This is a genomic window from Echinicola sediminis (genome assembly GCF_054777495.1).
Genome location: NZ_BAAHAP010000001.1, coordinates 96,688 through 117,972, shown reverse-complemented (window position 1 = coordinate 117,972; position 21,285 = coordinate 96,688). Strand labels below are relative to the sequence as shown.

General features: G+C 44.3%; 24 protein-coding genes. 17 read left to right on the top strand and 7 right to left on the bottom strand.

Going from position 1 to position 21,285, the window contains the following annotated elements; genetic code table 11:
- The first annotated feature begins 14 nt into the window (after positions 1–14).
- Genes ACYVAA_RS00555 through ACYVAA_RS00545 form a run of 3 tightly spaced genes read left to right on the top strand, consistent with a single transcriptional unit; the run spans position 15 to position 2,791 of the window.
- On the top strand, positions 15–1,004 hold the full coding sequence (locus tag ACYVAA_RS00555) for an aspartate-semialdehyde dehydrogenase (protein WP_460538041.1): 990 nt from the start codon (positions 15–17) through the stop codon (positions 1,002–1,004).
- 2 nt (positions 1,005–1,006) lie between these two features.
- Positions 1,007–2,203, top strand: coding sequence for a THUMP-like domain-containing protein (locus tag ACYVAA_RS00550; protein ID WP_460538040.1), 1,197 nt, complete (start codon positions 1,007–1,009; stop codon positions 2,201–2,203).
- Between the two features lie 54 nt (positions 2,204–2,257).
- On the top strand, positions 2,258–2,791 hold the full coding sequence (locus ACYVAA_RS00545) for a macro domain-containing protein (RefSeq protein ID WP_460538039.1): 534 nt from the start codon (positions 2,258–2,260) through the stop codon (positions 2,789–2,791).
- Positions 2,792–2,795: 4 nt separating this feature from the next.
- Here ACYVAA_RS00545 and ACYVAA_RS00540 read toward each other — a convergent pair whose 3' ends face one another.
- The 5 genes from ACYVAA_RS00540 to ACYVAA_RS00520 all read right to left on the bottom strand — a co-directional run bounded on the left by ACYVAA_RS00540 (position 2,796) and on the right by ACYVAA_RS00520 (position 7,014).
- Complete coding sequence (locus ACYVAA_RS00540; protein ID WP_460538038.1) at positions 2,796–2,993, bottom strand: hypothetical protein; 198 nt, start codon at positions 2,991–2,993, stop codon at positions 2,796–2,798.
- Positions 2,994–3,317: 324 nt separating this feature from the next.
- Positions 3,318–4,601: a methionine adenosyltransferase gene (metK, locus tag ACYVAA_RS00535; RefSeq protein ID WP_460538037.1), complete on the bottom strand. Its 1,284-nt coding sequence runs from the start codon at positions 4,599–4,601 to the stop codon at positions 3,318–3,320.
- 152 nt (positions 4,602–4,753) lie between these two features.
- Positions 4,754–5,467, bottom strand: coding sequence for an SAM-dependent methyltransferase (locus ACYVAA_RS00530; protein WP_460538036.1), 714 nt, complete (start codon positions 5,465–5,467; stop codon positions 4,754–4,756).
- A 31-nt stretch (positions 5,468–5,498) separates the two neighbouring features.
- Entirely contained in the window at positions 5,499–6,260 is a 762-nt protein-coding gene (locus ACYVAA_RS00525) for an alpha/beta fold hydrolase (RefSeq protein WP_460538034.1), read from the bottom strand.
- Between the two features lie 34 nt (positions 6,261–6,294).
- Entirely contained in the window at positions 6,295–7,014 is a 720-nt protein-coding gene (locus tag ACYVAA_RS00520) for a pyridoxine 5'-phosphate synthase (protein WP_460538033.1), read from the bottom strand.
- A 63-nt stretch (positions 7,015–7,077) separates the two neighbouring features.
- Between ACYVAA_RS00520 and ACYVAA_RS00515 the strand changes: the two genes are divergently transcribed.
- From ACYVAA_RS00515 to ACYVAA_RS00460, 12 genes are all read left to right on the top strand, one after another.
- Positions 7,078–7,524 (top strand): GatB/YqeY domain-containing protein, encoded by a 447-nt coding sequence (locus ACYVAA_RS00515; protein ID WP_460538032.1) that lies wholly within the window; start codon positions 7,078–7,080, stop codon positions 7,522–7,524.
- A gap of 71 nt (positions 7,525–7,595) precedes the next feature.
- Positions 7,596–8,141, top strand: coding sequence for a CvpA family protein (locus ACYVAA_RS00510; protein WP_460538031.1), 546 nt, complete (start codon positions 7,596–7,598; stop codon positions 8,139–8,141).
- Positions 8,125–8,721 carry an anthranilate synthase component II gene (locus tag ACYVAA_RS00505; RefSeq protein WP_460538030.1) on the top strand — a complete coding sequence of 199 codons (597 nt, stop codon included), beginning with the start codon at positions 8,125–8,127 and terminating at the stop codon, positions 8,719–8,721. The genes ACYVAA_RS00510 and ACYVAA_RS00505 overlap by 17 nt, the downstream gene beginning before the upstream one ends.
- Before the next feature lie 97 nt (positions 8,722–8,818).
- Positions 8,819–9,484, top strand: a complete 666-nt coding sequence (locus ACYVAA_RS00500; protein WP_460538029.1) for a CBS domain-containing protein — start codon at positions 8,819–8,821, stop codon at positions 9,482–9,484.
- Positions 9,485–9,499: 15 nt separating this feature from the next.
- The gene (locus ACYVAA_RS00495; RefSeq protein WP_460538028.1) at positions 9,500–10,375 is read left to right on the top strand and encodes a diacylglycerol kinase catalytic domain-containing protein; all 876 of its coding nucleotides are present in this window, start codon (positions 9,500–9,502) and stop codon (positions 10,373–10,375) included.
- 74 nt (positions 10,376–10,449) lie between these two features.
- Complete coding sequence (gene porG / locus ACYVAA_RS00490) at positions 10,450–11,223, top strand: type IX secretion system protein PorG (RefSeq protein WP_460538027.1); 774 nt, start codon at positions 10,450–10,452, stop codon at positions 11,221–11,223.
- 81 nt (positions 11,224–11,304) lie between these two features.
- Positions 11,305–12,042, top strand: a complete 738-nt coding sequence (locus ACYVAA_RS00485) for an undecaprenyl diphosphate synthase family protein (RefSeq protein ID WP_460538026.1) — start codon at positions 11,305–11,307, stop codon at positions 12,040–12,042.
- A gap of 5 nt (positions 12,043–12,047) precedes the next feature.
- Positions 12,048–14,756, top strand: a complete 2,709-nt coding sequence (locus ACYVAA_RS00480; RefSeq protein ID WP_460538025.1) for a BamA/OMP85 family outer membrane protein — start codon at positions 12,048–12,050, stop codon at positions 14,754–14,756.
- A 3-nt stretch (positions 14,757–14,759) separates the two neighbouring features.
- The gene (locus ACYVAA_RS00475; protein ID WP_460538023.1) at positions 14,760–15,281 is read left to right on the top strand and encodes an OmpH/Skp family outer membrane protein; all 522 of its coding nucleotides are present in this window, start codon (positions 14,760–14,762) and stop codon (positions 15,279–15,281) included.
- A 17-nt stretch (positions 15,282–15,298) separates the two neighbouring features.
- Positions 15,299–15,859 (top strand): OmpH/Skp family outer membrane protein, encoded by a 561-nt coding sequence (locus ACYVAA_RS00470; protein ID WP_460538022.1) that lies wholly within the window; start codon positions 15,299–15,301, stop codon positions 15,857–15,859.
- Between the two features lie 282 nt (positions 15,860–16,141).
- Positions 16,142–16,450 (top strand): thioredoxin family protein, encoded by a 309-nt coding sequence (trxA, locus tag ACYVAA_RS00465; protein ID WP_460538021.1) that lies wholly within the window; start codon positions 16,142–16,144, stop codon positions 16,448–16,450.
- Between the two features lie 703 nt (positions 16,451–17,153).
- Positions 17,154–17,609 carry a hypothetical protein gene (locus ACYVAA_RS00460; protein WP_460538020.1) on the top strand — a complete coding sequence of 152 codons (456 nt, stop codon included), beginning with the start codon at positions 17,154–17,156 and terminating at the stop codon, positions 17,607–17,609.
- 304 nt (positions 17,610–17,913) lie between these two features.
- Here the strand turns inward: ACYVAA_RS00460 and ACYVAA_RS00455 are convergent, their stop codons facing one another.
- Positions 17,914–19,254, bottom strand: a complete 1,341-nt coding sequence (locus tag ACYVAA_RS00455; protein ID WP_460538019.1) for an amidohydrolase family protein — start codon at positions 19,252–19,254, stop codon at positions 17,914–17,916.
- A gap of 128 nt (positions 19,255–19,382) precedes the next feature.
- The gene (locus ACYVAA_RS00450) at positions 19,383–20,243 is read right to left on the bottom strand and encodes a helix-turn-helix domain-containing protein (RefSeq protein ID WP_460538018.1); all 861 of its coding nucleotides are present in this window, start codon (positions 20,241–20,243) and stop codon (positions 19,383–19,385) included.
- A gap of 297 nt (positions 20,244–20,540) precedes the next feature.
- Here ACYVAA_RS00450 and ACYVAA_RS00445 point away from each other — a divergent pair, with 297 nt between their 5' ends.
- The gene (locus tag ACYVAA_RS00445) at positions 20,541–20,846 is read left to right on the top strand and encodes a transposase (protein ID WP_460538017.1); all 306 of its coding nucleotides are present in this window, start codon (positions 20,541–20,543) and stop codon (positions 20,844–20,846) included.
- Positions 20,847–20,852: 6 nt separating this feature from the next.
- The gene (locus ACYVAA_RS00440; protein WP_460538016.1) at positions 20,853–21,086 is read left to right on the top strand and encodes a hypothetical protein; all 234 of its coding nucleotides are present in this window, start codon (positions 20,853–20,855) and stop codon (positions 21,084–21,086) included.
- Positions 21,087–21,285 lie beyond the last annotated feature (199 nt).

The window sequence follows — 21,285 nt, the reverse complement described above, 5'->3', positions numbered from 1 at the left end:
GAAAGTTTTCAACAATGAAATTAGCTGTTGTAGGAGCCACAGGATTAGTTGGCTCAGAAATTCTTGAAGTGCTTGCAGAGCACAATTTCCCTTTTGATGAACTGCTGTTGGTGGCCAGTGAAAGGTCCGCAGGGAAGAAGATTGCTTTCAAGGATAAGGAATACACAGTGATAGGATTGGCGCAGGCTGTTTCTGAAAAGCCAGACATCGCCATTTTCTCTGCCGGTGGAGATACCTCTAAAGAGTGGGCACCGAAGTTTGCAGAGGCCGGTACTATCGTGGTGGACAATTCTTCTGCTTGGAGAATGGATCCTACCAAAAAGCTGGTAGTTCCTGAAATCAACGCTAAGTCATTGAAGATTGACGACAGAATCATCGCCAATCCAAACTGTTCTACCATTCAGATGGTTTTGGCATTGTCCAAGCTACGTGACCGTTATGGGATCAAAAGAATCGTGGTATCGACCTACCAGTCTGTTACGGGAAGCGGTCTAAAAGCGGTAAACCAATTGATGGATGAACGTGATGGAAAAGAAGGAGAAAAGGCTTATCCACATAAGATTGATCTAAACGTACTTCCTCACATTGATGTATTCCAAGACAATGGTTATACCAAAGAGGAGATGAAGATGATCAATGAGACCAAAAAGATCTTTGAAGACGATAGCATTCAGGTGACCGCTACTACGGTGAGGATTCCGGTAATGGGGGGGCACTCAGAATCAGTAAATGTGGAGTTCAAGGAAGATTTTGATCTGACGGAGGTAAAAAATATACTTTCTGAGACTCCTGGAGTAATCGTGGAAGACGATGTGGCCAATAATGTCTATCCAATGCCCATGAACGCCCATAAAAGAGATGAGGTGTTTGTTGGAAGATTGAGAAGAGATGAGTCTCAGCCAAATACCTTGAACATGTGGATTGTGGCAGATAACCTGAGAAAAGGGGCTGCTACCAACGCCGTTCAGATTGCCGAATATTTGGTAGAACATAGCATGGCTTAAGCTTGGGGTTTTCCAAAGTTTATACACCGGAATTGTTTCAGTTTGTGCAGGATCATCTTCAGGAAGATCCTGCACAATTGCTTTTAAAGCACCATCAAAATACATCACTGGACATCAAAGAGGCTGTCCAGCAGATAGCGGCCCGCCAAAAAGCCGCTGGTAAACTTCCCATGTGGGTCGCCAACCAAAAGGTGGTCTTTCCTGCCTCCATTTCCCTAGAACAATGTTCTTCGGAGTTGACAGCAATTTTTAAAAGGCGTTTTGTCAAGGGAGAGTGCTTGGTTGACCTGACCGGTGGTTTTGGAGTGGATACTTTTTACCTGGGAGAACAGTTTCAGCAAGTAGTTTATCTAGAAAGACAGGAGAAACTGGCCGAAATCGTCAGGTTCAATTTTCATCATCTTAGCATCCAGCCGGATAAGTATGCCTTTCTTTCATCGGAGTCCATCGGATATCTAAAGAATGCACAGGCAGACTTTGATTGGTTGTACGTGGATCCAGCGAGAAGAGGAGGGTATAACCAAAAGCTTTATAAGCTGGCTGATTGTGAGCCGGATATTTTGGGGAACTGGGATTTATTGACCCAAAAAGCAAAGAATATCATGGTCAAGGCCTCTCCAATGCTGGACATCAAAGAGGCGATCAGGGAACTTCCTGTGCTCAGCTCCATCCACGTGGTCGCTGTAAAAAACGAGGTAAAGGAGATTTTACTGGTTTGGCACAAGGAAGGGACAGAGCAAGGAGTTAAGGTTTCCGCATGGAACCTTGTCGGAGATCATGCGGTGGATTTCACATTTGGTTTTGAAGGTGAAGAAGCGACGGATATTTCTTATGGGCTTCCCGAGAAATACTTGGTTATTCCTTCTGCAGCTATTTTGAAAGCAGGGGCCTTCAAAAGCTTTGGTAAGCGGTCAGGCTTAAAAAAACTCCATCCCAATACGCATCTGTATACGGCGGATTTTCTTCCGGAAAACCTTCAGGGAAGGGCATTTGAAATTCTGTCTGAAGTAAAATTGGACAAAAAGGCCATCAAAAAGAGTTTTCCAGGTGGCAAGGTCAATGTGTTGGTGAGGAATCATCCCCTGAAACCCGAGGTGATCAAGAAGAAGTTTCGGCTGAAAGATGGAGGGGAGGATTTTTTGATCGCCTGTACCCTTATGGACGGAAGTGCCAAGGCATTTCATTGCAGGAGGATTTGATGGATTGTTAATTTGTGGTTTTTGGGGTAAATTAAAGAAATAAATTATCTCCAAATGACTGTATCCTACCATCATGTCAAAATCTTCAATCGTCAAGGGGACATTACTGCCCAGCCGGATATGGATGTTATAGTGAATGCGGCCAACGCCCAGTTGCGTGTAGGAGGAGGGGTGGCCGGAGCCATTCATAGAGCCGCTGGACCGGCACTTGAAAAGGAGGCCGTGCCGCTTGGTCCCATAAAGCCCGGGGAAGCGGTGATGACCAAAGCCTATAATTTGCCGAACAAGCATGTGATCCATTGTCTTGGGCCTGTCTATGGGCAAGATAAGCCGGAGGATAAGTTGTTGGGGGATTGCTATAGGAATGCGCTGAAGCTGGCAGATAAGGAGGGGCTTGAAAGTATTGCTTTTCCTGCTATTTCCACCGGGATTTTTGGTTATCCGATCAAGGAGGCGGCCGAAGTGGCTTACCGGGCGATAATGGAGGTTGTTCCCGGATTAAAGGCGGTTAAGGAGATTTGTTTTGTGCTTTTTGGAGCGCATGATTTTCAAGTGCATGAAGAGGTGCTCTCTGGATTAAAGCGCTGATTTTTTATAAAAGCGTCAGGCTAAGTAATTGATACAGGATAAAAAAGAATAAGGCGAGACTGCCGTAAAGCTGTAAAACCTTGAGCCGGTTACATCTGTCCAGGAACCAAAGCACGTAAACCGGCCTGATAAAGCCGATCATGATGCTTATCAAGCAGGAATAACAGAAGATTTTTACCAATAGCACCAAGGCTATTTTCATTTGATTGATGATTAGGTTTGAAGATAATTTCTTTTTCCTTTGGATTACAGAGGTAAGCGTCGGGCCGTCTAAGGTGGTCTTGTACTGTTTAATCGCCAAGCATTAGCGTGTTGGATTGATGTTTCAAACCTCCTGCTTTTTCGTTTTTTTGAAAGATGGATTTTGTCCGAAGTCAATGAGGATTGAAGGATGTCCCGGCTTGAATGATGAAGGGCCGGTCCAATAACCCAATAACTAAATAACCCAGAGGTTAAGTAGCCAATTTTATCCAAAAAAAAGAGGCTGGAAATCAATTTTCAGCCTCTTTTTACTTGTTGATACTTATTAATGAATATTGGCAGACGCTGGTTCTTTTTCCAGGTTAAATTCCTTTTTCAAGGTGTCTACATAGTCCAGTTTTTCCCAGGTAAACAGTTCCACATCAAGCGTGATGGACGTGCCATCAGGGGAAACAAAGGTTTTGGTTACGACCTCATTTTTTCTGCCCATATGGCCATAAGCCGCCGTTTCTTGGTAGATAGGGTTGCGTAGTTTCAGTCTTTGTTCAATGGCATAAGGTCTCATGTCAAAAATCTTTTCGATTTTTTTCGCGATCTCCCCATCGGTCAGTCCCACTTTGGCGGTGCCATGAGTATTGACATAGATTCCCATTGGTTCGGCTACACCAATGGCATAAGATACCTGTACCAGTACTTCATCCGCAAGGCCTGCCGCGACCATGTTTTTGGCGATATGGCGGGTGGCATAGGCCGCTGAGCGGTCCACTTTGGAGGGGTCTTTACCCGAAAATGCTCCCCCGCCGTGGGCTCCTTTTCCTCCGTAGGTATCCACGATGATTTTTCTGCCTGTAAGACCTGCATCTCCATGAGGTCCTCCGATGACGAACTTCCCGGTAGGGTTGATATGGTAGATGATGTCATCCGTAAACAAGGCCTGGATTTCAGGGATCAACTGTGATTTTACCCTTGGGATCAGGATGTTGATCAAATCTGTCTTAATCTTGGCCAACATGGTGGGCTCGTCAGCAAAATCATCATGCTGGGTAGAAATAACAATGGCTTTTATTTTTTGAGGGACATTGTCATCACTGTATTCGATGGTTACCTGGGCTTTTGCATCAGGTCTAAGGTATCCGATTTCCTTGCTTTCCCTTCTTAATACCGCCAATTCCTTTAAGAGCCTGTGTGAAAGGTCCAATGCCAAAGGCATGTAGTTCTGGGTTTCATTGGTGGCATAGCCAAACATCATTCCTTGGTCCCCGGCTCCTTGGTCCTCGGGACTGGTTCTGTCCACTCCTTGGTTGATGTCAGGTGATTGTTCATGGATGGCCGAAAGCACCCCGCAGGAGTTGCCGTCAAACATGTATTCTCCCTTGGTATAACCGATTCCGTTGATTACATCCCTGGCGATTTTCTGAACGTCCAGATAGGTGTCCGATTTCACTTCACCCGCAAGCACTACCTGTCCTGTGGTCACCAAGGTTTCACAGGCGACTTTGGATTTAGGATCAAAGGCCAGGAAGTTATCAATAAGGGCATCAGAAATCTGGTCGGAGATTTTGTCCGGATGGCCTTCCGAAACAGACTCTGAAGTAAATAGATATGGCATATAACTAATGTATTTTAATTACTGGTTGAAATAGCCTGTAAAATTAAAGCATAAGCGGGAAATAAAAAACTTTGGTATATGATAAATGTGGCTTCTAATCCAACTGTTTTATAGTGGGTTCTGTACCGAAACCTTGGTCAATAGGCCCGTTTCTAATAATTGCCGTCCAGCACAAAAACAGTCGGGATTTTGTGCAGGTCCATCTTGGTTTTCCGCCACTCCGCAATGGTTTTGGTGAGTATAGCCTCGTCCTTTCCCGTAATGTTTTTGGCCACACAAAGTTTCGTTTGGGGATGCAAATGCTGTTTTAGGTCCTCCAAAAGCTGGTTGTTCCTAAAAGGAGTCTCCATAAAGATCTGGGTTCTTTTGAAGCGCAGGGATTCATTTTCCAGGTTTTTGACGGCTTCCGCACGGGCTTTTTTATCAATGGGCAAGTAACCGTGAAAAGCAAAGGATTGACCGTTGAAGCCTGAGCCCATCAGTGCCAGGAACATGGAAGATGGCCCTGACAAAGGCACTACCTGGATACCGTTTTGATGGGCATAAGCTACCGCCACCGCTCCGGGGTCGGCTATCCCGGGACAGCCTGCTTCTGAAATGACCCCCATATCATGCCCCTGGAAAATAGGCTGGAGTAGTAGGTCCACTTTTGCCGCCCGGGTTTTTTTGTCCAAAACCTGGAAATCCAGTTCCTCGATGGTCAGTCCAAGCTTCAGGCTGGAGATGTACCGTCGGGCAGTTCTCAGGTTTTCCGCAAGGTAATAGGTGGTATGGGCAATGACCTCTTTGACCTGGGGGCTGATGATTTCCTGAGCGGTGTCTTCGGCCAAAACATTGGGGATAAGGTAGAGCTTTCCTTTTTTCATGGTTGATGTTGTTGGGGCTGTAGGGGAAATATCAGCCTAAGAAGGCTTTGATGGTTGCTACCACCGCGGAAGGTTGTTCTGCGTGTAGCCAGTGTCCGGCGTTTTTGATGGTAATCAGTTTATATTCAGGGAAATACCTTTCCAGGTCTTTTTTGTCCTTTTCTTGGATGTATTTGGACTCCGCCCCTCTCATAAACAAAGTGGGGCCTTCAAAGGATTTTGTTCCGTGAATGGCCTCTCCAACATTTTCGATTTTTTCGGTAATCACAGGAAGGTTGATTTTCCAGGTAAATTTCCGGTTTTCATCTCTGCCAAGACTTTTCATCAAAAACTGCCGGATGCCTGCCTCGGAAATATGTTCGGCAAGAATTTCGTCAGCTTCTTTTCTTGACTTTAGGGAGTCCATCTTGATGGCGTTCAATCCAGCCAATATGCTTTGATGGTGGGGGGCATAGTACCGGGGAGCAATGTCTGCCACGATGAGCTTTTTCGTTTTATTCGGGTATTTCAGGGCAAAGTTCATGGCTGTTTTTCCACCCATGGAATGGCCCATGATGTGGGCTGATTCCAAACTTTGAGAAGTCATAAAACCTGCCAGGTCATCCACCATGGCCTTGTAATCCCAGTCTTCGCTTTTAGGGGAATCACCGTGGTTCCGCTGATCTACCAGGTACATGGTGTACTCATTTTCAAGTTCTTTGGCGATGGAAAGCCAATTGTCTGCCGAGCCGAAAAGCCCATGGAGAATGATCAGGGGCTGTCCTTGCCCAACTTTTTTGAAATTCAGTTTCATAGTGTCTTGTTCAAAAAACTTTTGGTCCTACCGTTTATTCCGCTTCCAATTGCCTGCGATACATTTGAATGGTGTTTTCCAACCCATAGTAAAGCGCATCGCAGATAAGTGCATGTCCTATAGAAACCTCGTCCAGAAAAGGAATGTTTTCTTTGAGGAACCTGAGGTTGTCCAGGTCCAGGTCATGGCCTGCATTAAGTCCCAGTCCCAGTTTTTTGGCAAACTGAGCCACTTCCACATAGGGCTTGACTGCATCGTGTTTGTTTAAATGGTAATTGCTGGCATAAGGTTCGGTGTACAGCTCCACCCTGTCCGTACCCGTCATCTTTGCGGGTTCAAAGTACTTTTTGTCCGGATTGATGAAAATAGAGGTCCGTGTGCCGTATTCATGCAGTTCGGCAATGATGTCCTTCAGTTTTTCCTGATGGGCAATGGTGTCCCAGCCGGTATTGGAGGTAAGTACATGGGGAGGGTCGGGGACCAAAGTGGCCTGGGCCGGTTTGACCAGGCGGATGATTTCCATAAAACGCTTGTCGGGATAGCCTTCGATGTTGAACTCGGTGGTGACCACCTCCTTAAGCTGCATGACATCATCGTAGCGGATGTGCCGCTCGTCAGGACGAGGGTGGACAGTGATGCCCTGCGCGCCGAATTTTTCAGCATCCAAGGCTACTTGGACCACATCCGGATTGTTGCCGCCTCGGGCATTTCGCAAAGTGGCAATCTTATTAATATTTACGCTGAGTTTGGTCATTTTATTAATTTATGCTCTAATTTTGGGTAAAAATACACCTTAATTCACATAAACATAAAGATAATGAGTTTAAAGCAAAGTGTAGAAAGTGAGATCAAGAAGGCCATGTTGGCAAAGGATAAAGACAGGTTGAGGGCTTTGCGGTCCATTAAGTCACTGATTATGTTGGAAGAAACCAAGGGTGGAGAAAAGAGCATGACAGAAGAGGATGAGCTAAAACTTCTGACCAAGGCCGCCAAACAGAGAAAGGATTCTCTTGAAGTATACCAACAGCAAAACCGGGAAGACCTAGCGGCTACCGAACAGTCGGAACTGGAAATCATCAATGAATTTTTGCCCAAGCAGCTCAGTGAGGAAGAACTGGAAGCAGCGTTGAAGGAAATTATAGCCGCAGTGGGGGCCGAAGGCCCCAAGGATATGGGGAAAGTAATGGGCTCAGCTACCAAAAAACTGGCCGGTAAAGCCGATGGAAAGTTGATCTCGCAAAAAGTAAAGCAGTTGTTGGCTTAAGCTTGTTTGGGGACTGGGTTCAATCACCCAATAACCAGGTAACTCAATAACTAAAAAACCAAATTGATTCATTGGGCACGATAGACATTGTCATACTGATTTTATTGGGCATAGGGGCTTATAGTGGTTATAAGCAGGGCCTTTTTATCGGGATACTGTCTATTGTGGCTTTTATGATCGGGATTGTTTTTGCATTTAAGTTCATGCATTGGGGGGCGGATATCCTTGCAGAGCGGGTGGAAAGCCTGACTTTTATGTTGCCCTTTATCTCCTTTGTCATCATTTTTTTGATTGTGGTGATTACGATCCGTATTCTTGCCTATTTGGTGAAAAAGACACTCGGCCTGACCATTTTGGGTGCTTTTGATGATTTTGCCGGGGCTGTACTTGGCATCCTGAAGTGGGGGTTTATGCTGAGCCTTTTGATTTGGGTGATGCAGACATTTGGGATGGAGATGCCCAAAGGGGAAATCCAGAAATCTTCCCTTTTCCCTGTCCTGGAGCCTTTTGCTCCCATGGTCATCGATCTTTTGGGAGCGGTCACGCCTGCTATCCAAAATGCAGTGGAGCGGATCAATGAACTGATAATAGAGCGTCAGGATGTTACTGTTGATTGATAATTTTGACTCTTTTTCACATATCCTGGCGGATTATTTTCTGCAGTCAGGAGTCGCGCTTAAGATTGTTCGCAATGATACTCCTCTTGCGTTACTAAAAGAGGAAAGCTATGAAGGCTTGGTGCTGTCCCCGGGACCGGAAACTCCGGAAAAAGCGGGTAATCTGATGGAAATATTGGCCTATTATCATGACAAGCTTCCAGTGCTTGGGGTCTGCTTGGGGCATCAGTGCATCGGACAGTTTTTTGGGGCTGACCTGGTAAAAGGGGATTACCCGGTTCATGGCAAGGTACACAAGGTCCGTAAGGTTGCAGATCACCTCATGTTGGAAGGAATCCCTCCGGAATTTCAGGTCACCCGCTACCATTCATTAAAGCTTCAGGATTTACCTGCTTCACTCGAGGTGATCCTGGAAACAGAGAAGAAGGAGATTATGGCCATTGCCCATAAGGAGCTGCCCGTTTTTGGAATTCAGTTTCACCCGGAAGCCTACCTGACCCAATACGGATTGGAGCTTATCCAAAACTGGGTCAGACTGTATTGTGCCCCCAAAAAAGAGGCTCCCCGCCAGGGGGGGTGATAGGAGAAAGAGCAAAATGTACAATTTGCGCCTGCTGTAAACATGTTTGTACATTGATCCGTTTTAATTATTAAATACAATTTATATCTTTAAAATTATGCAGGCGTACGAATTTATCAATAACATGATTCCTCCCTTGAAATTGACAGACAAGGTCAAAATGGCTTTGTCATGGATGGAGGAGATTCGTACGGATGTTTTGCCGGTGGTCCATGAGGGTTTTTTCAAAGGACTGGTGACCGATGAAATGATCTACAATATCAACAAGGATGATATTTTGGTTGGGGATGTCCCATTGGAGGCTGAAGGATGCTTTGTCATGAAGGACAAACATATCTATGATGTCTTGCGCGTAGCTTCCGAATACCAATCCAATATGGTGGCAGTGGTAGATGGGGAAAACATTTATCATGGAGTGGTGACCTTGGAAGATGCCATTGCCGCATTTGCAGATTCTCTGGCCATACAGGCCCAAGGGGGGGTCTTGGTGCTTTCCATGTTTATGACCGATTACAGCCTGTTTGAGATCGCCAGGGTAATAGAGTCGGAGAATGCCAAAGTTCTGAGTAGTTTTGTCACGACGGATCCTTTAGACGAAAGCAAGATCAAAGTGACCTTTAAAGTAGATAAAACGGAGTTACGGCATATCAAGGCCACCCTAGAACGGTTTGGTTATAAGGTGATTGACCATTACCAAGAAGAGATGGGCGTCAGTGGAGAGCAAGACCGGTTGGACAACCTGCTTCGATTTTTGAATATCTAAAATGAACCAGACTGAATGAATATAACGATTCATGGCCTGAATTTTCAAAAGGAGTTTGTGCCATATATAGAGCAGTTGATAGAAGCGCTGCGCCGACACCAAGCCCAAGTTTATTTTACAGATGCCTTTCATAAGAATCTGAAAAAATCCGGAGCCAAAGCTGCCGGATTCTCTGTATTAGAAGGGAGGGAGGAACTGGCGAAGATGGATTTTGTGATTTCCGTAGGAGGGGATGGGACGCTTTTGGATACGGTCTCTATGGTGGGTACTTATGAAATACCGATTTTGGGAATCAACACCGGCAGAATGGGATTCCTGGCTACAATAGCAAAGGAGGATGTGGAAAAAGCGGTGGAAGTGCTCTTCGATGGGCATTTTACCATTCAGGACCGCACCTTGATCAATCTCAAGACAGACCAGCCGCTTTTTAATGGTGTGCCCTATGGACTCAATGAGTTTACCATCCACAAAAGGGATACCTCTTCCATGATTACCGTTCATACCTATATTGACGGGGAGTACCTCAACAGCTATTGGGCGGATGGTTTGATCGTGGCCACCCCTACTGGTTCCACCGGGTATTCGCTGAGTTGTGGCGGCCCCTTGATTTCTCCTTTGGCCAAAAACTTTGTGATCACTCCGGTTAGTCCCCATAATCTCAATGTGAGGCCCATGATCGTGTCCGACGAGAGTGAAATCACCTTTACCATAGAAGGGAGAAGTAAAAAATTCCTGATATCCTTGGATTCTCGTTCTACGGCAGTGGATGCTTCAGTCAATCTGACGGTAAAAAGGGAGAAGTTCGTGGCCAGATTGGTAAAATTCCATGATTATAGTTTCTTCGATACCCTGAGGAAAAAGCTGAATTGGGGCTATGATATGAGGAATTAGTTTTAACATAAATTAACCCAGGGAATACTGAAGAGGGTTTTTTATTCGTTTAGTACTTTATAAATTGCAACGTCTTGAAAAAAGTCAATTTTCAACTTCTGTGTCTGGCAGTTGCCATTGGGACCTTATTATTGGTTCCTTATGGGGAAACGCAGGCACAGCAAAAAGAATATGGCTTGGGCCTTGGGGTGGCGACCTATTCGGGTGATATTATCCGGAGGTTGGACCCGGAGCAATTAGGCCTTCAAGGTACGTTTTTTGGCAGACGAAATTTTGACAATGTTTGGAGCTTACGGTATGGGCTTTCCCTGGCCGGGCTAAATGCAGCGGACAGTGTACGTCCTTTGGATGCGGTGGCCGAAGCCAGAAATGCCTATTTCAAAGGGCTGCTTATTGAAGGCTATGCCGTGATGGAATACCATTTCCTGGATTTCCTCGCCCACCATTCCACGACCCGGTTTTCCCCTTATGGCTTTATGGGCTTGGGCTATGCCTTTTTCAAAGGGAAAGGCCAAGCGTACCAGGGGGAGCTGCCACCTGAGGATGAAGGGAAATATTCCCTTTCGACCCCGGTGATCCCCTTTGGACTGGGTGTCAAGTATAAATTGAAAGAAAGGCTGTTCCTGTCGGTGGAATTCGGTTTCCGGCCGACAGTATCGGATTTTCTTGACAAGATAGAGCCTAGCGAAAATTACCTCCCCCGTTTTCCGGAGCCCGATCCCAACGACCCAGATGCTGAATTTCCTTACCAGGTAAATTATGGCAACAAATCCGACAAGGACTGGTATTATTTTTTAGGAGCAAGCCTTAGTTATTCATTTCACAAGGTTAAGTGCTTTAATTATTAATTAATTGGATTCTGGGATAGATTATTAAAAAAGAAATAGCATTTTTGTACCTCCAAAAAATTAAGTTCGGAAAAATCTGGAATGAAGGAAGCGCTAGAAAAGGGAAGAATCCCCCAACATATTGCGGTCATCATGGATGGAAATGGCAGGTGGGCCCAAGGTAAAGGGGCCAAGCGTATTTTTGGCCATAGAAATGCCATCACCGCGGTAAGAGAGACCATTACCGGTGCCAATGATTTGGGTGTGAAATACCTTACACTTTATACATTTTCTACCGAAAACTGGTCCAGGCCGAGGCTGGAAGTAAACGCCATCATGGAGTTATTGGTGAAGACACTGATAGACCAAGTGCCCAATCTCATGAAGGATAACGTGAGGCTCACCTTGGTGGGAGACCTGGACATGCTTCCAAAACGCGGAAAGGCCAAACTAAAGGAGGCCATGGAGGCGACTTCAGGAAATACAGGACTGACCTTGATCTTGGCCCTGAGCTATAGTGGCCGATGGGAAATCACCAATAGTATTAAAGACATTGCCAAAAAAGTAGCTGCCAAAGAAATTGACGTGGAGGCTATTACAGAAGACTTGGTTGCTGACCACCTGATGACCAGGGATTATCCTGATCCTGAACTGTTGATCAGGACAAGTGGTGAGTTGAGAATAAGTAATTTTCTGTTATGGCAATTGGCCTATACCGAGCTGTACTTTACAGAAGTATTGTGGCCTGACTTTAGAAAAGAGCACCTGTTTGAGGCGGTAGCGGATTACCAAAGAAGGGAAAGACGTTTCGGCAAGACAGGGGCGCAGATTAAATCATGAGATTAATGAGAAGAAGCTTAATCGTAATATGCTTACTCCTTTTTGCAGGCATTTCACAGGCCCAGATCAGACTGGGGCAAAGTAGGTATGCTGTGCAAAAGCCAGTAGATATTCTGGAGCTGAATTATGCCCAGCCCCAGAAGTTCAAGATTGCCGAGATCAAAGCTGTGGGGCTTTCCACATTGGATGAAACGGCGATCATCTCCCTGTCGGGACTCAAAGTGGGGGATGAAATAAGCGTTCCTGGTGATGCAATTTCCAGTGCCCTCAAAAAATTGTGGGGACAGGGGATCATCGGGGATGTGAAAATCATGGTGACCAAGATCGAGGGAGATGAAATACACCTCTTGCTTGATCTCACCGAACGTCCAAGGTTTAGCATCGTGGAGTTTGACGGAGTGACGCAGACCCAGGAAAGCGAGCTTCGGGACAAGGTACAGATCCGAGGGCGTGTGGTAAGGGATGATGTACTGAACACTGCCAAAAGAAACATCACCCAGTATTTTGTGGAAAAAGGCTACCTTAACGCGGATGTGAAAATCGTCCAGGAAAGGGATACCACTTTCCCCAACAGCGTAAAGCTGCGTTTTGATGTGGATAGGAAGTCCAAGATTAAGATCAATGAGATAGCCATCAGCGGAAATGAAAATATCAGCGATGGCCGGATCAAAAAGAAAATGAAGAAGACAAACGAACATGCCCGTGTGCATATTTTTAAGGATGTCTTCAATAGGTTGGGAAATGCCAATGCCGAAAACGTGGCCAGCAGTATAGGCCAGAGAAACCCGATTTCGGATGAAGAGGTAAAAACCTATATCAATAAGAATTTTAAGCTGAACTTCTTCAGCTCCTCCAAGTTCAACAAGAAGGAGTACCGAAACGATAAGGACAATATCATCAGTTTCTACCAGACCAAGGGTTACAGGGATGCAGAAATCATCAGCGATTCGGTATATAACTTTAATGAAAGAACAGTAAATATCGATATCGACCTGGAAGAGGGAAGACAATATTATTACCGTAATATCACCTTTACCGGTAACTATATCCATGACGATGAGGCCTTGCTGAAAAAACTGGGCATCCAGAAAGGAGATATTTACAATAAGGAGTTGTTGGATAAGCGCCTTAACTATGATCCGACCAAAGGGGATGATGTGAGTTCCCTGTATCAGGACAACGGTTACCTTTTCTTTAATATCGATCCCGTGGAGGTCAATGTGGTGGAAGATTCCATCGATATTGAAATGAGGATTTTTGAAGGACCTCAGGTGACTGTAAACAGCGTGTCCATCGAGGGGAATGAAAGGACCTCCGACCATGTGGTGATGCGGGAAATCAGGATTCTGCCCGGGCAGAAATTTGACCGCTCCCTGTTGGTGAGAACCATCCGTGAACTTTCCCAAATAGGCTACTTTGACCCGGAAACCATCAATCCGGATTTGAGGCCGAATTTTGAAGATGCTACTGTAGATATTGTTTTCCAACTTGAAGAAAGGCCCAATGACCAGATCGAGCTATCCGGTGGCTGGGGAGGTTTCTATGGTTTCGTAGGAACGGTCGGTTTGGTATTCAACAACTTCTCGGTTAAGAATATCAAGGATTTCTCCAAGTGGAGACCTTTGCCTGTGGGAGACGGACAAAAGCTAAGCTTGCGGGTGCAGGCCAATGGTAGAAGCTTCCAGAACTATAGCTTTTCATTTACCGAGCCTTGGTTTGGCGGTAAGAAGCCCAATGCCCTTAGTGTAAGCTTTAACCACTCCGTACAGCGACAGCTCAATTTATTTGATCGTAATAACTTCGGCGACGAACTTGGTTTTTTCAAGATCACCGGGGTTACAGTGGGCTTGGCCAAAAGGGTAACTTGGCCGGATGATTATTTCAGTATCAGCAACTCCCTACAGCTGCAGGCTTATGAGTTTGACCGCTATGGTAATTACTTTGGCCTAAGCTATAATACGGGACGTTCCCACAGTTTGACTTATAATGTGACCGTGTCAAGATCCAATGTGGATCAGAACATTTATCCTAGGGTAGGTTCAAATATTTCCCTAAGTGCCAATTTCACTCCTCCGTATTCCGCCTTTAACAAATCCATAAATAAGGAATCCTCCGATGAGGAAAAGTACAAGTGGCTGGAGTACCACAAGTGGATGTTTGACGCCAAGTTCTATACCCCTATATTTGGATCAAGCAAGTTTGTGGTCAGCGCCAGAACCCATATGGGCTTCTTGGGATCTTACGGAAACAAAATCGGTATCATTCCGTTGGAGAGGTTTGTGATGGGAGGTGACGGTATGACCTTCAACAACTTCTCGCTGGGTCAGGAGATTGTCGGTCTGAGGGGATATGAAAACCAGGTGATCACCCCGGGGGGAGAAACCAGGGGACAGGTTGGCGGAGATCCATTTGGTGGGATTGTGTACAACAAGCATGTGATGGAACTCAGGTTCTTGGTGTCTCCAAACCCTTCAGCAACCATCTTCCTGTTGGGCTTTGCTGAGGCAGGTAATAACTGGGGGAAATATTCCGAGTACAACCCTTATGATTTGAAAAAGTCAGCAGGTTTTGGTGCCAGGATTTTTATGCCGGCCTTTGGCCTGCTAGGAATTGATTGGGGATATGGCTTTGACCCAGTACCGACTTTAAGTAACCCCAACCCAGGCCCAAGCGGGGGCATGTTCCACTTTACCATTGGCCAGCAATTCAGATAATACATGATAAAGTGCCTGAATTTAATCGTTTTGATCATGCTGTTCGGCAGCGTATCCATGGCCCAGAAGATTGGCTTTGTGGATTCGGAATATGTGCTGAACAAACACCCGGACTATAAGGTGATCCAGCAGGAGATGAAGGCCTTGGGAGATGCATGGAAAAAAGAGGCACAGAATTTGGAGAATGAGGTAAAAGAAATGTACAGCGCCCTAAAAGCGGAAGAAGTCCTGCTCACCGAGGCGATGTACGAAGAAAGGGTGGAAGCCATCAGGACGAAAGAAAAGGAGGCCAGCACTTTCAATACCAGGGTTTTTGGTATGAACGGGCAGTATTTCCAAAAGCAGTCGGAGCTATTACAGCCCCTGCAGTCCGAAATATTTGATGCCATAGACAAGGTGTCCAAGCGCAATGGGATCGCCATTATGTTTGATAAGGCTGCCGATCTGTCCATGATATATACCGATCCGGTGCATGATTATTCGGATTTTGTCATAGAAGAACTAGGAATAGAAGAAAACAAATAACTTAATTAACAACAATTATGAAACTTAGAATTTTCCTTTCAGCCGTTGCTGTATTTTGCTTGAGTTTTGCCGTAAAGGCCCAGCAAGATGTCAAAATTGGCTATACCAATGTAGAAGTATTAATGAGCCTGATGCCGGAGATGCAGCAGATCGATGCCGATATGAAAGATTACGGTACCCAGTTGGATACCAACATGAAGACCAAGTCTGATAATTTCCAGAGAGAGGTAGCTTCCTATCAACAGGCGGCTCAAACAATGACAGAAGAGGCAAGAGCAGCCAAGGAGCAGGAACTACAGAAGTTACAACAAGAGGTTCAAAAGTATCAGCAGGATGCCCAGGTTTCTTATCAGAGAAAATTGAGCGAGTTGCTGGAGCCGGTACAGACCAAAGTATTCAATGCCATCAATGCAGTGGCAGCGGAGAACAACTACACCCATATTTTCTCTGAAACTGCAGGGCAGTCTCCTGTATTGCTTTATACCAAAGAGGCGGACAAATTCACTGAATTGGTAGCCACCAAATTGGGAATCGATCTTCCTGAGCAAATGCCGGAAGATGCGAACTTGCCTCAATAAGCAAAGTCAAAATATTAGTGAAAGCCCGGTTTGACCGGGCTTTTTTTGTTTGTCCAGCGAAGACATATAGCAAAGCAATAGCGCGGAAAAGTGGGCGTTTAATACCGGCTAATAAATATGAAAGGATTAATCACAAAGCGCACAAAGGGGCAGGGGCAAGGCCCTCGGTACCACAAATTATAAAAGGCCGTTTGCTTTTATATTGTCTGGCTTTTATCAAACCCAGTAGCTTTGAGCTCCGTAATTACTAACCAATAACAAGTAACCAATAACTCAAGCCCAATGGCAAAAAGAAAATTCAAAGACCTGATCACTCAATCTGATGAACCCGTTCTGGTGGATTTTTACGCTGACTGGTGCGGCCCATGCCAGACCATGTCCCCGATTCTGCAGGAGGTAGTGGGGGAATTAGATGGTAAGGTGAAGATTGTCAAGGTGAACATTGACAAAAATCAGCAGGCGGCACTGAGTTTTGGGGTGCGCTCCATTCCTCATTTTATCCTTTTCAAAAAAGGAAAAATACTCTGGAGAAAAGGAGGGGTGATCACCAAAAGGGACCTGCTGAAGCATTTGAGGGGCTTTGTGAATTGATTTAAAAAGAGAAATCATTGGTTTCTTAGCATTCTTTGAGTGGTCTAAGTCTTCAGCTTGGCTGCGGTAGGGAGTCAAAGCGGTGACTTGGACCTAAACTTCTTACAGTCTTTAGACTGTTTAGGGGATTGGTGGCCTGAGGAGAGGAGAATAGATCTTTTTCAGCTTAAGTGCTGGTTTAATCTAAGTAAGGTTTTATGGTTCAAAATTATTTGTAGGGGCTAAACATGCTGAGACATCTAGCTACAGGTCATCTTTTTTTGGTGGATTGCAGGCAGATTTTTTGGCATGGCTTTTCATGCTGGCCAGCCGCCAAAGGCATTAGCGGAAATGGGTTGGCAGTATAGGGAGTCATGGCAGCTAATGCATTGAGCCCTTGTTTGCACTGCCCCCGGGCTTCTCCTCCCTTGTCGACTTGCCTGCCTGGGCAGACAGGCCCAGGGCCAAAAGTGCCTTGTGTAGTCGCTTTAGCTGGGTTTTCCACAACTTATGAAAGTTCATTTCTGCTAAAGCACAGGATTCTTTTATCATTCATATCATTAGATGCTCTCAATTACTTAAATTTGTCTACCTCCAGTAATCCATATAGAACATGTTTTGCTTCTCTTTCATGGCACGGACTATGGTGTTTAGTATGATTCCAGAATATCTTATTCAAGAGAATTTTCGAAAGGAATAATTTACTGGGCAAAAACATGGATGATTGAATTTTCAGGACTACAAACACCAGCAAATATTACTTATGATTTTAATTGATTATGTTTTTTGGGGATGGTATCAGATATTGGATAAGACCATTTATTCAATGAAGACTAAAAACGATGGAATAGGTCCAAAAGAGCATTCGTTTTTCATTTCTTTTTTGCTACACGGACTGAATGTTTGGACAGGATTGAGCTATTGGTTTTTTGGGTATATGGGAGTGTCGATTGGTTTATATTCTGGTTTGTTAATTGCTCTTGGGGTTTTTGCCGTAGGCTACATAATATTTTTTTTGAACAAAAGAGCTGATACTGTATTAGCTTCTCACATGGATGTTTTTAAAGGATCAATATCTTTTGTATTGACAATAGCATATACAGTTGGTACAGTTTGGCTAATGTTTGAAGTGGATGATTACATTCGCTATAAGCGGCTTCCTGATTTGCCTAGATTATAGATTGATGATGGAAATGAGAATAGATAGTATTCTCGAGAGATTGGGGCTTTTTATGGTCAGGCCAATAGCTCTGTTTTATAGTGTGAAACAGATTGTTCTTTCTCCCATGCTTCAGGTCTTCAGCATGGCCCGCCTTAGGGAGTCAAAGCAGTGAATTGGGCCTAAACTTCCTCCGGTCTTTAGACTGTTTAAGGGATTGACGCAGATAATGAGGTTCTTATCTTGGACCATAATACAAGGGGCAAATTATTCCATTCGCCCCCAAAGCTGCTGCAGTTCACAGCGCGAGATTGGACGATGACCATTACATAACAACAATATTCCCATTATGAATCAGGGATTGAATAGGTGGCATGCGGGAAACCACCTCTGCCGAGCAGCTGGCATCTATCAATACCACATCCGCCTTGTCGCCTGTTTTGGGCCATTGTCTGAAGCCCTTGTCGTCCAAAGGTATTGGGCCAGAGGTAGCCAGTTTTAACATTCTGGACAGCCCAAACTCAGTAACCTGCCCGTACAATTGTGCCGCAAGATTGGCTTTATGCAGGACGCTTCCAGTACCAAAGGTGTTCCAGTGGTCCACAATACTGTCGTTTCCGGTCATCACTTTTACTCCATGTTTTATCAAGGTAGGAATGGGCATGACCAAGCCTCCAAAAGGTATGGTAGAAACAATGCCGATTTGTGCAGCACCCAGTTTTTCGGCTATTTCTTCTTGTTTTGATTGGTCCAGCCTTCCCAAAACAAAACAGTGGCTCAAATAGGTCTTTCCTTTTAAATTTGGGTTTTCGTTTACTTTGTTGATAAGGTATTCAACGGTTTTTAATCCTGATTCACCGGTCTCATGTAGGTGAATGTCTATGCCTTTTTGGTTGTCCAGGGCCAGCTGTACCGTGAAATCTACTGTTTTTTCTATGGCGCCATCAATGGTGTAAGGATCCAGCCCTCCAATGAAGTCTATATCCGTTTGTGCTGCCTCTTTCAGGTAGGGAACAGTATTGGTATAGAAAACACCATGTTGGGGAAATGCCACCAATTCCGAACTGAAACTATCTTTCTTATTCTCTAAAGCGGCTTGCAGGTTTTCCAGGGACTTTAATTTGGAGGTAGGTTCAATATTCACATGACTGCGTGCAAACGAAGAGCCTTTTGATTGCAGCAGTTCAATTATTTTTTCGGCTTTGGCTGTTGAAGTTTTCAACATTTCAGGAAGTATTTGTTGCTCCAACGCAATCATCCCTTTTACACCTCCGTTCCTCCTTTTCACTGCTTGCCACTTTTCGCCGTAGTAGGTCTTGTCCAGGTGAATATGCATGTCTTTGAAGGCAGGGAGCATTAGCATTTCCTTCGCATCAGTTGCGCTGGAATTGGGCTGATTGGGGCCAATATTTTTTATTTTGCCTCCTTCAATTTCAATAGAGAATAATTCGGTTTTAGTGGCTACTATATCATCTCCATCATATTCAAATCCTGTTTCCAGACGGACATTTTTTAGGCTTTGATACCCCGGGATTTGGGTTCGCTTTTCTCCTTCTTTCATTTCTCTTGACTTTGCGCCCATTAGTGCAGGACTTAATGTTAGCCCTGTCAGACCAATAGCCGAGTTCTTAAGAAATTCTTTCCGTGAAATAGAGGACTGCTTCATAATGGTTTGATGTAGATGAAGAATTTTGTAGTAAGCTGTTTTGACTTTTTACACTGAATAGCTGAGCACAAAAATACTTGGGGCAATTGATAAAACTAGTGGGGGATTTCTATCTATACTTGTAAAATTTATCTGTTTTTTCGAAATCCGCTTGGAGTTGTTCCGGTTTGGCTTTTAAAAAAGTTTGAAAAATAGGCATGGTCCGCAAAGCCTAGTTCAAAAGCTACCTCTTTGACCGTAAGGGATGTGCTTTGAAGTAATCTCTTGGCTTCTAGACATGTCCGTTGCTGGATGAGTTGTGTGGTGGAGACCTTTAAATGCTTTTTGCAAAGGATATTTAAATAATTGGCAGAGATATGAAGTTTTTCTGCATAGAAAAGTACGGATTTTTGTTGCTTGAAAAATTCATCGATTAACATATTGAACTTTGCGAGCCTGGGGTTGGACTGATAAACTTTGAATTCCGTGAAAGCGTGCTCTGCTTCTCTGCTTACGATGGCCGCAATGACCGCCGCTCGGGCACTTATTATCTGCACAAGTGTGTCTTCTCTCCTTAACTCAGTTTTGATGGCATTAAATTCATATAACAACAGCTGAAAAGCACTACTGCTCAGAGGGATGACAGGATGGTTTTGGTAATTGGTAAAGGAAAACCTAAAGTAGGGGGCGAAATGCTCAAAAAAGGATTTTTCTATCATCAGTTGATAGCCTATGGTTCCTGTTTTTATGTCCCATTTATGCATTTGCCCCGGAAACAAGACATGAATTTCTCGGTTTCCAATCGGGTAATCCACAGAATCTATATTATGTCTTCCTTGGGCAAGTTCGAAAAGGATGATGATGAAAAAATCGTGCCGATGCGGTTTTTCTATTCGTCGCTCACCATGAAGTTCATTAAATAACAGTTCCTCCCGTCCAGCTAACTGCCCTTGGCGGAACCCTTCGATGTCGATTATGGGGACAGAATTACTTTCATTATGCATCGCCATCGGATAGACAGTTTTTATTTATTTCAATAAAGCTATCTAAATATGAGGATAACTTACAACCGATGGGGGAACTTTTATGGTTCAAGTCTTCATTAAAAGCTAAACTTTATCCAGTCTTTAGACTACCTATTCAACAGGCTTTTACTTCCTAAAAGACCATGTCAGTTTTATTAAAGCCCAGAGATGTACGGCCCCCTTGGGTATAAAAGAAACATGGTAGGACTAGGTGTAGTTTGCAACTACACCTTTCTATTTTCTAAAATTTGCAATTCGGGCGATTATAGTTATTTTCATTGAATGGGAGAAGCCTATCAGATCCGGGACCAAGAAATGCCCTATTTTCTAACTTTTCAGGTGGTGGGCTGGGCGGATGTTTTTATCAGAAAAGTATATCGTGACTTCCTATTGGAAAATTTGACTTTTTGCCGAAAAGAGAAAGGCCTGTATCTATATGGCTATGTGATTATGAGCAATCGTATACATTTGGTCGTTCAGCAAAAGGAAGGGAAACTTTCGGGTTGGGTTCGGGATTTTAAGAAGTTTTCCAGTAAGAAGCTGTTAAAAATGATTTTGGAGAATGCTCAGGAAAGTCGAAGAGAATGACTGAAGATGATTTTTGAGTACCATGCCAAGTTTAATAAGCGATCAGGTGATTTGCAGTTTTGGACTCATGAAAATCATGCCATTGAATTGCATAGAGCGGAGATGATCGAGAGCAGAATGAAATACATTCATGAAAATTCGATAAGAGCGGGGATAGTGGAGAAAGAGGAAGATTATTTATATTCCAGTGCAAGAAATTATTCAGGGCTAAAAGGACTGATAGAAGTGGATTATTGGTGATTTTTGGTTTTTTCCAATTGTAAATTGGTAGGGATATGAGGGTGTAATTGCAAATTACACCCAGTCACCACCCAACCTAATTCTATACCTAGTGGGGGATACTTCCACGATGATAACAAAAAATAGAAAAGAATCAGAGAGACTTAGGGATGATAGAAATCTTAATGGAGATAAGCATGCATAAATCGAGTAAATTAAT

Bases quoted from the DNA above. Each gene is read 5' to 3' on its own strand.
- ACYVAA_RS00540 (WP_460538038.1), bottom strand. From the start codon at position 2,993: ATGAAAATAGCCTTGGTGCTATTGGTAAAAATCTTCTGTTATTCCTGC.
- ACYVAA_RS00545 (WP_460538039.1), top strand. From the start codon at position 2,258: ATGACTGTATCCTACCATCATGTCAAAATCTTCAATCGTCAAGGGGAC.
- ACYVAA_RS00505 (WP_460538030.1), top strand. From the start codon at position 8,125: ATGTTACTGTTGATTGATAATTTTGACTCTTTTTCACATATCCTGGCG.
- ACYVAA_RS00485 (WP_460538026.1), top strand. From the start codon at position 11,305: ATGAAGGAAGCGCTAGAAAAGGGAAGAATCCCCCAACATATTGCGGTC.
- ACYVAA_RS00530 (WP_460538036.1), bottom strand. From the start codon at position 5,467: ATGAAAAAAGGAAAGCTCTACCTTATCCCCAATGTTTTGGCCGAAGAC.
- ACYVAA_RS00525 (WP_460538034.1), bottom strand. From the start codon at position 6,260: ATGAAACTGAATTTCAAAAAAGTTGGGCAAGGACAGCCCCTGATCATT.
- ACYVAA_RS00455 (WP_460538019.1), bottom strand. From the start codon at position 19,254: ATGAAGCAGTCCTCTATTTCACGGAAAGAATTTCTTAAGAACTCGGCT.
- ACYVAA_RS00475 (WP_460538023.1), top strand. From the start codon at position 14,760: ATGATAAAGTGCCTGAATTTAATCGTTTTGATCATGCTGTTCGGCAGC.
- ACYVAA_RS00495 (WP_460538028.1), top strand. From the start codon at position 9,500: ATGAATATAACGATTCATGGCCTGAATTTTCAAAAGGAGTTTGTGCCA.
- ACYVAA_RS00500 (WP_460538029.1), top strand. From the start codon at position 8,819: ATGCAGGCGTACGAATTTATCAATAACATGATTCCTCCCTTGAAATTG.
- ACYVAA_RS00480 (WP_460538025.1), top strand. From the start codon at position 12,048: ATGAGAAGAAGCTTAATCGTAATATGCTTACTCCTTTTTGCAGGCATT.
- ACYVAA_RS00555 (WP_460538041.1), top strand. From the start codon at position 15: ATGAAATTAGCTGTTGTAGGAGCCACAGGATTAGTTGGCTCAGAAATT.
- ACYVAA_RS00445 (WP_460538017.1), top strand. From the start codon at position 20,541: ATGGGAGAAGCCTATCAGATCCGGGACCAAGAAATGCCCTATTTTCTA.
- metK (WP_460538037.1), bottom strand. From the start codon at position 4,601: ATGCCATATCTATTTACTTCAGAGTCTGTTTCGGAAGGCCATCCGGAC.
- ACYVAA_RS00520 (WP_460538033.1), bottom strand. From the start codon at position 7,014: ATGACCAAACTCAGCGTAAATATTAATAAGATTGCCACTTTGCGAAAT.
- ACYVAA_RS00450 (WP_460538018.1), bottom strand. From the start codon at position 20,243: ATGGCGATGCATAATGAAAGTAATTCTGTCCCCATAATCGACATCGAA.
- ACYVAA_RS00515 (WP_460538032.1), top strand. From the start codon at position 7,078: ATGAGTTTAAAGCAAAGTGTAGAAAGTGAGATCAAGAAGGCCATGTTG.
- trxA (WP_460538021.1), top strand. From the start codon at position 16,142: ATGGCAAAAAGAAAATTCAAAGACCTGATCACTCAATCTGATGAACCC.
- ACYVAA_RS00440 (WP_460538016.1), top strand. From the start codon at position 20,853: ATGATTTTTGAGTACCATGCCAAGTTTAATAAGCGATCAGGTGATTTG.
- ACYVAA_RS00470 (WP_460538022.1), top strand. From the start codon at position 15,299: ATGAAACTTAGAATTTTCCTTTCAGCCGTTGCTGTATTTTGCTTGAGT.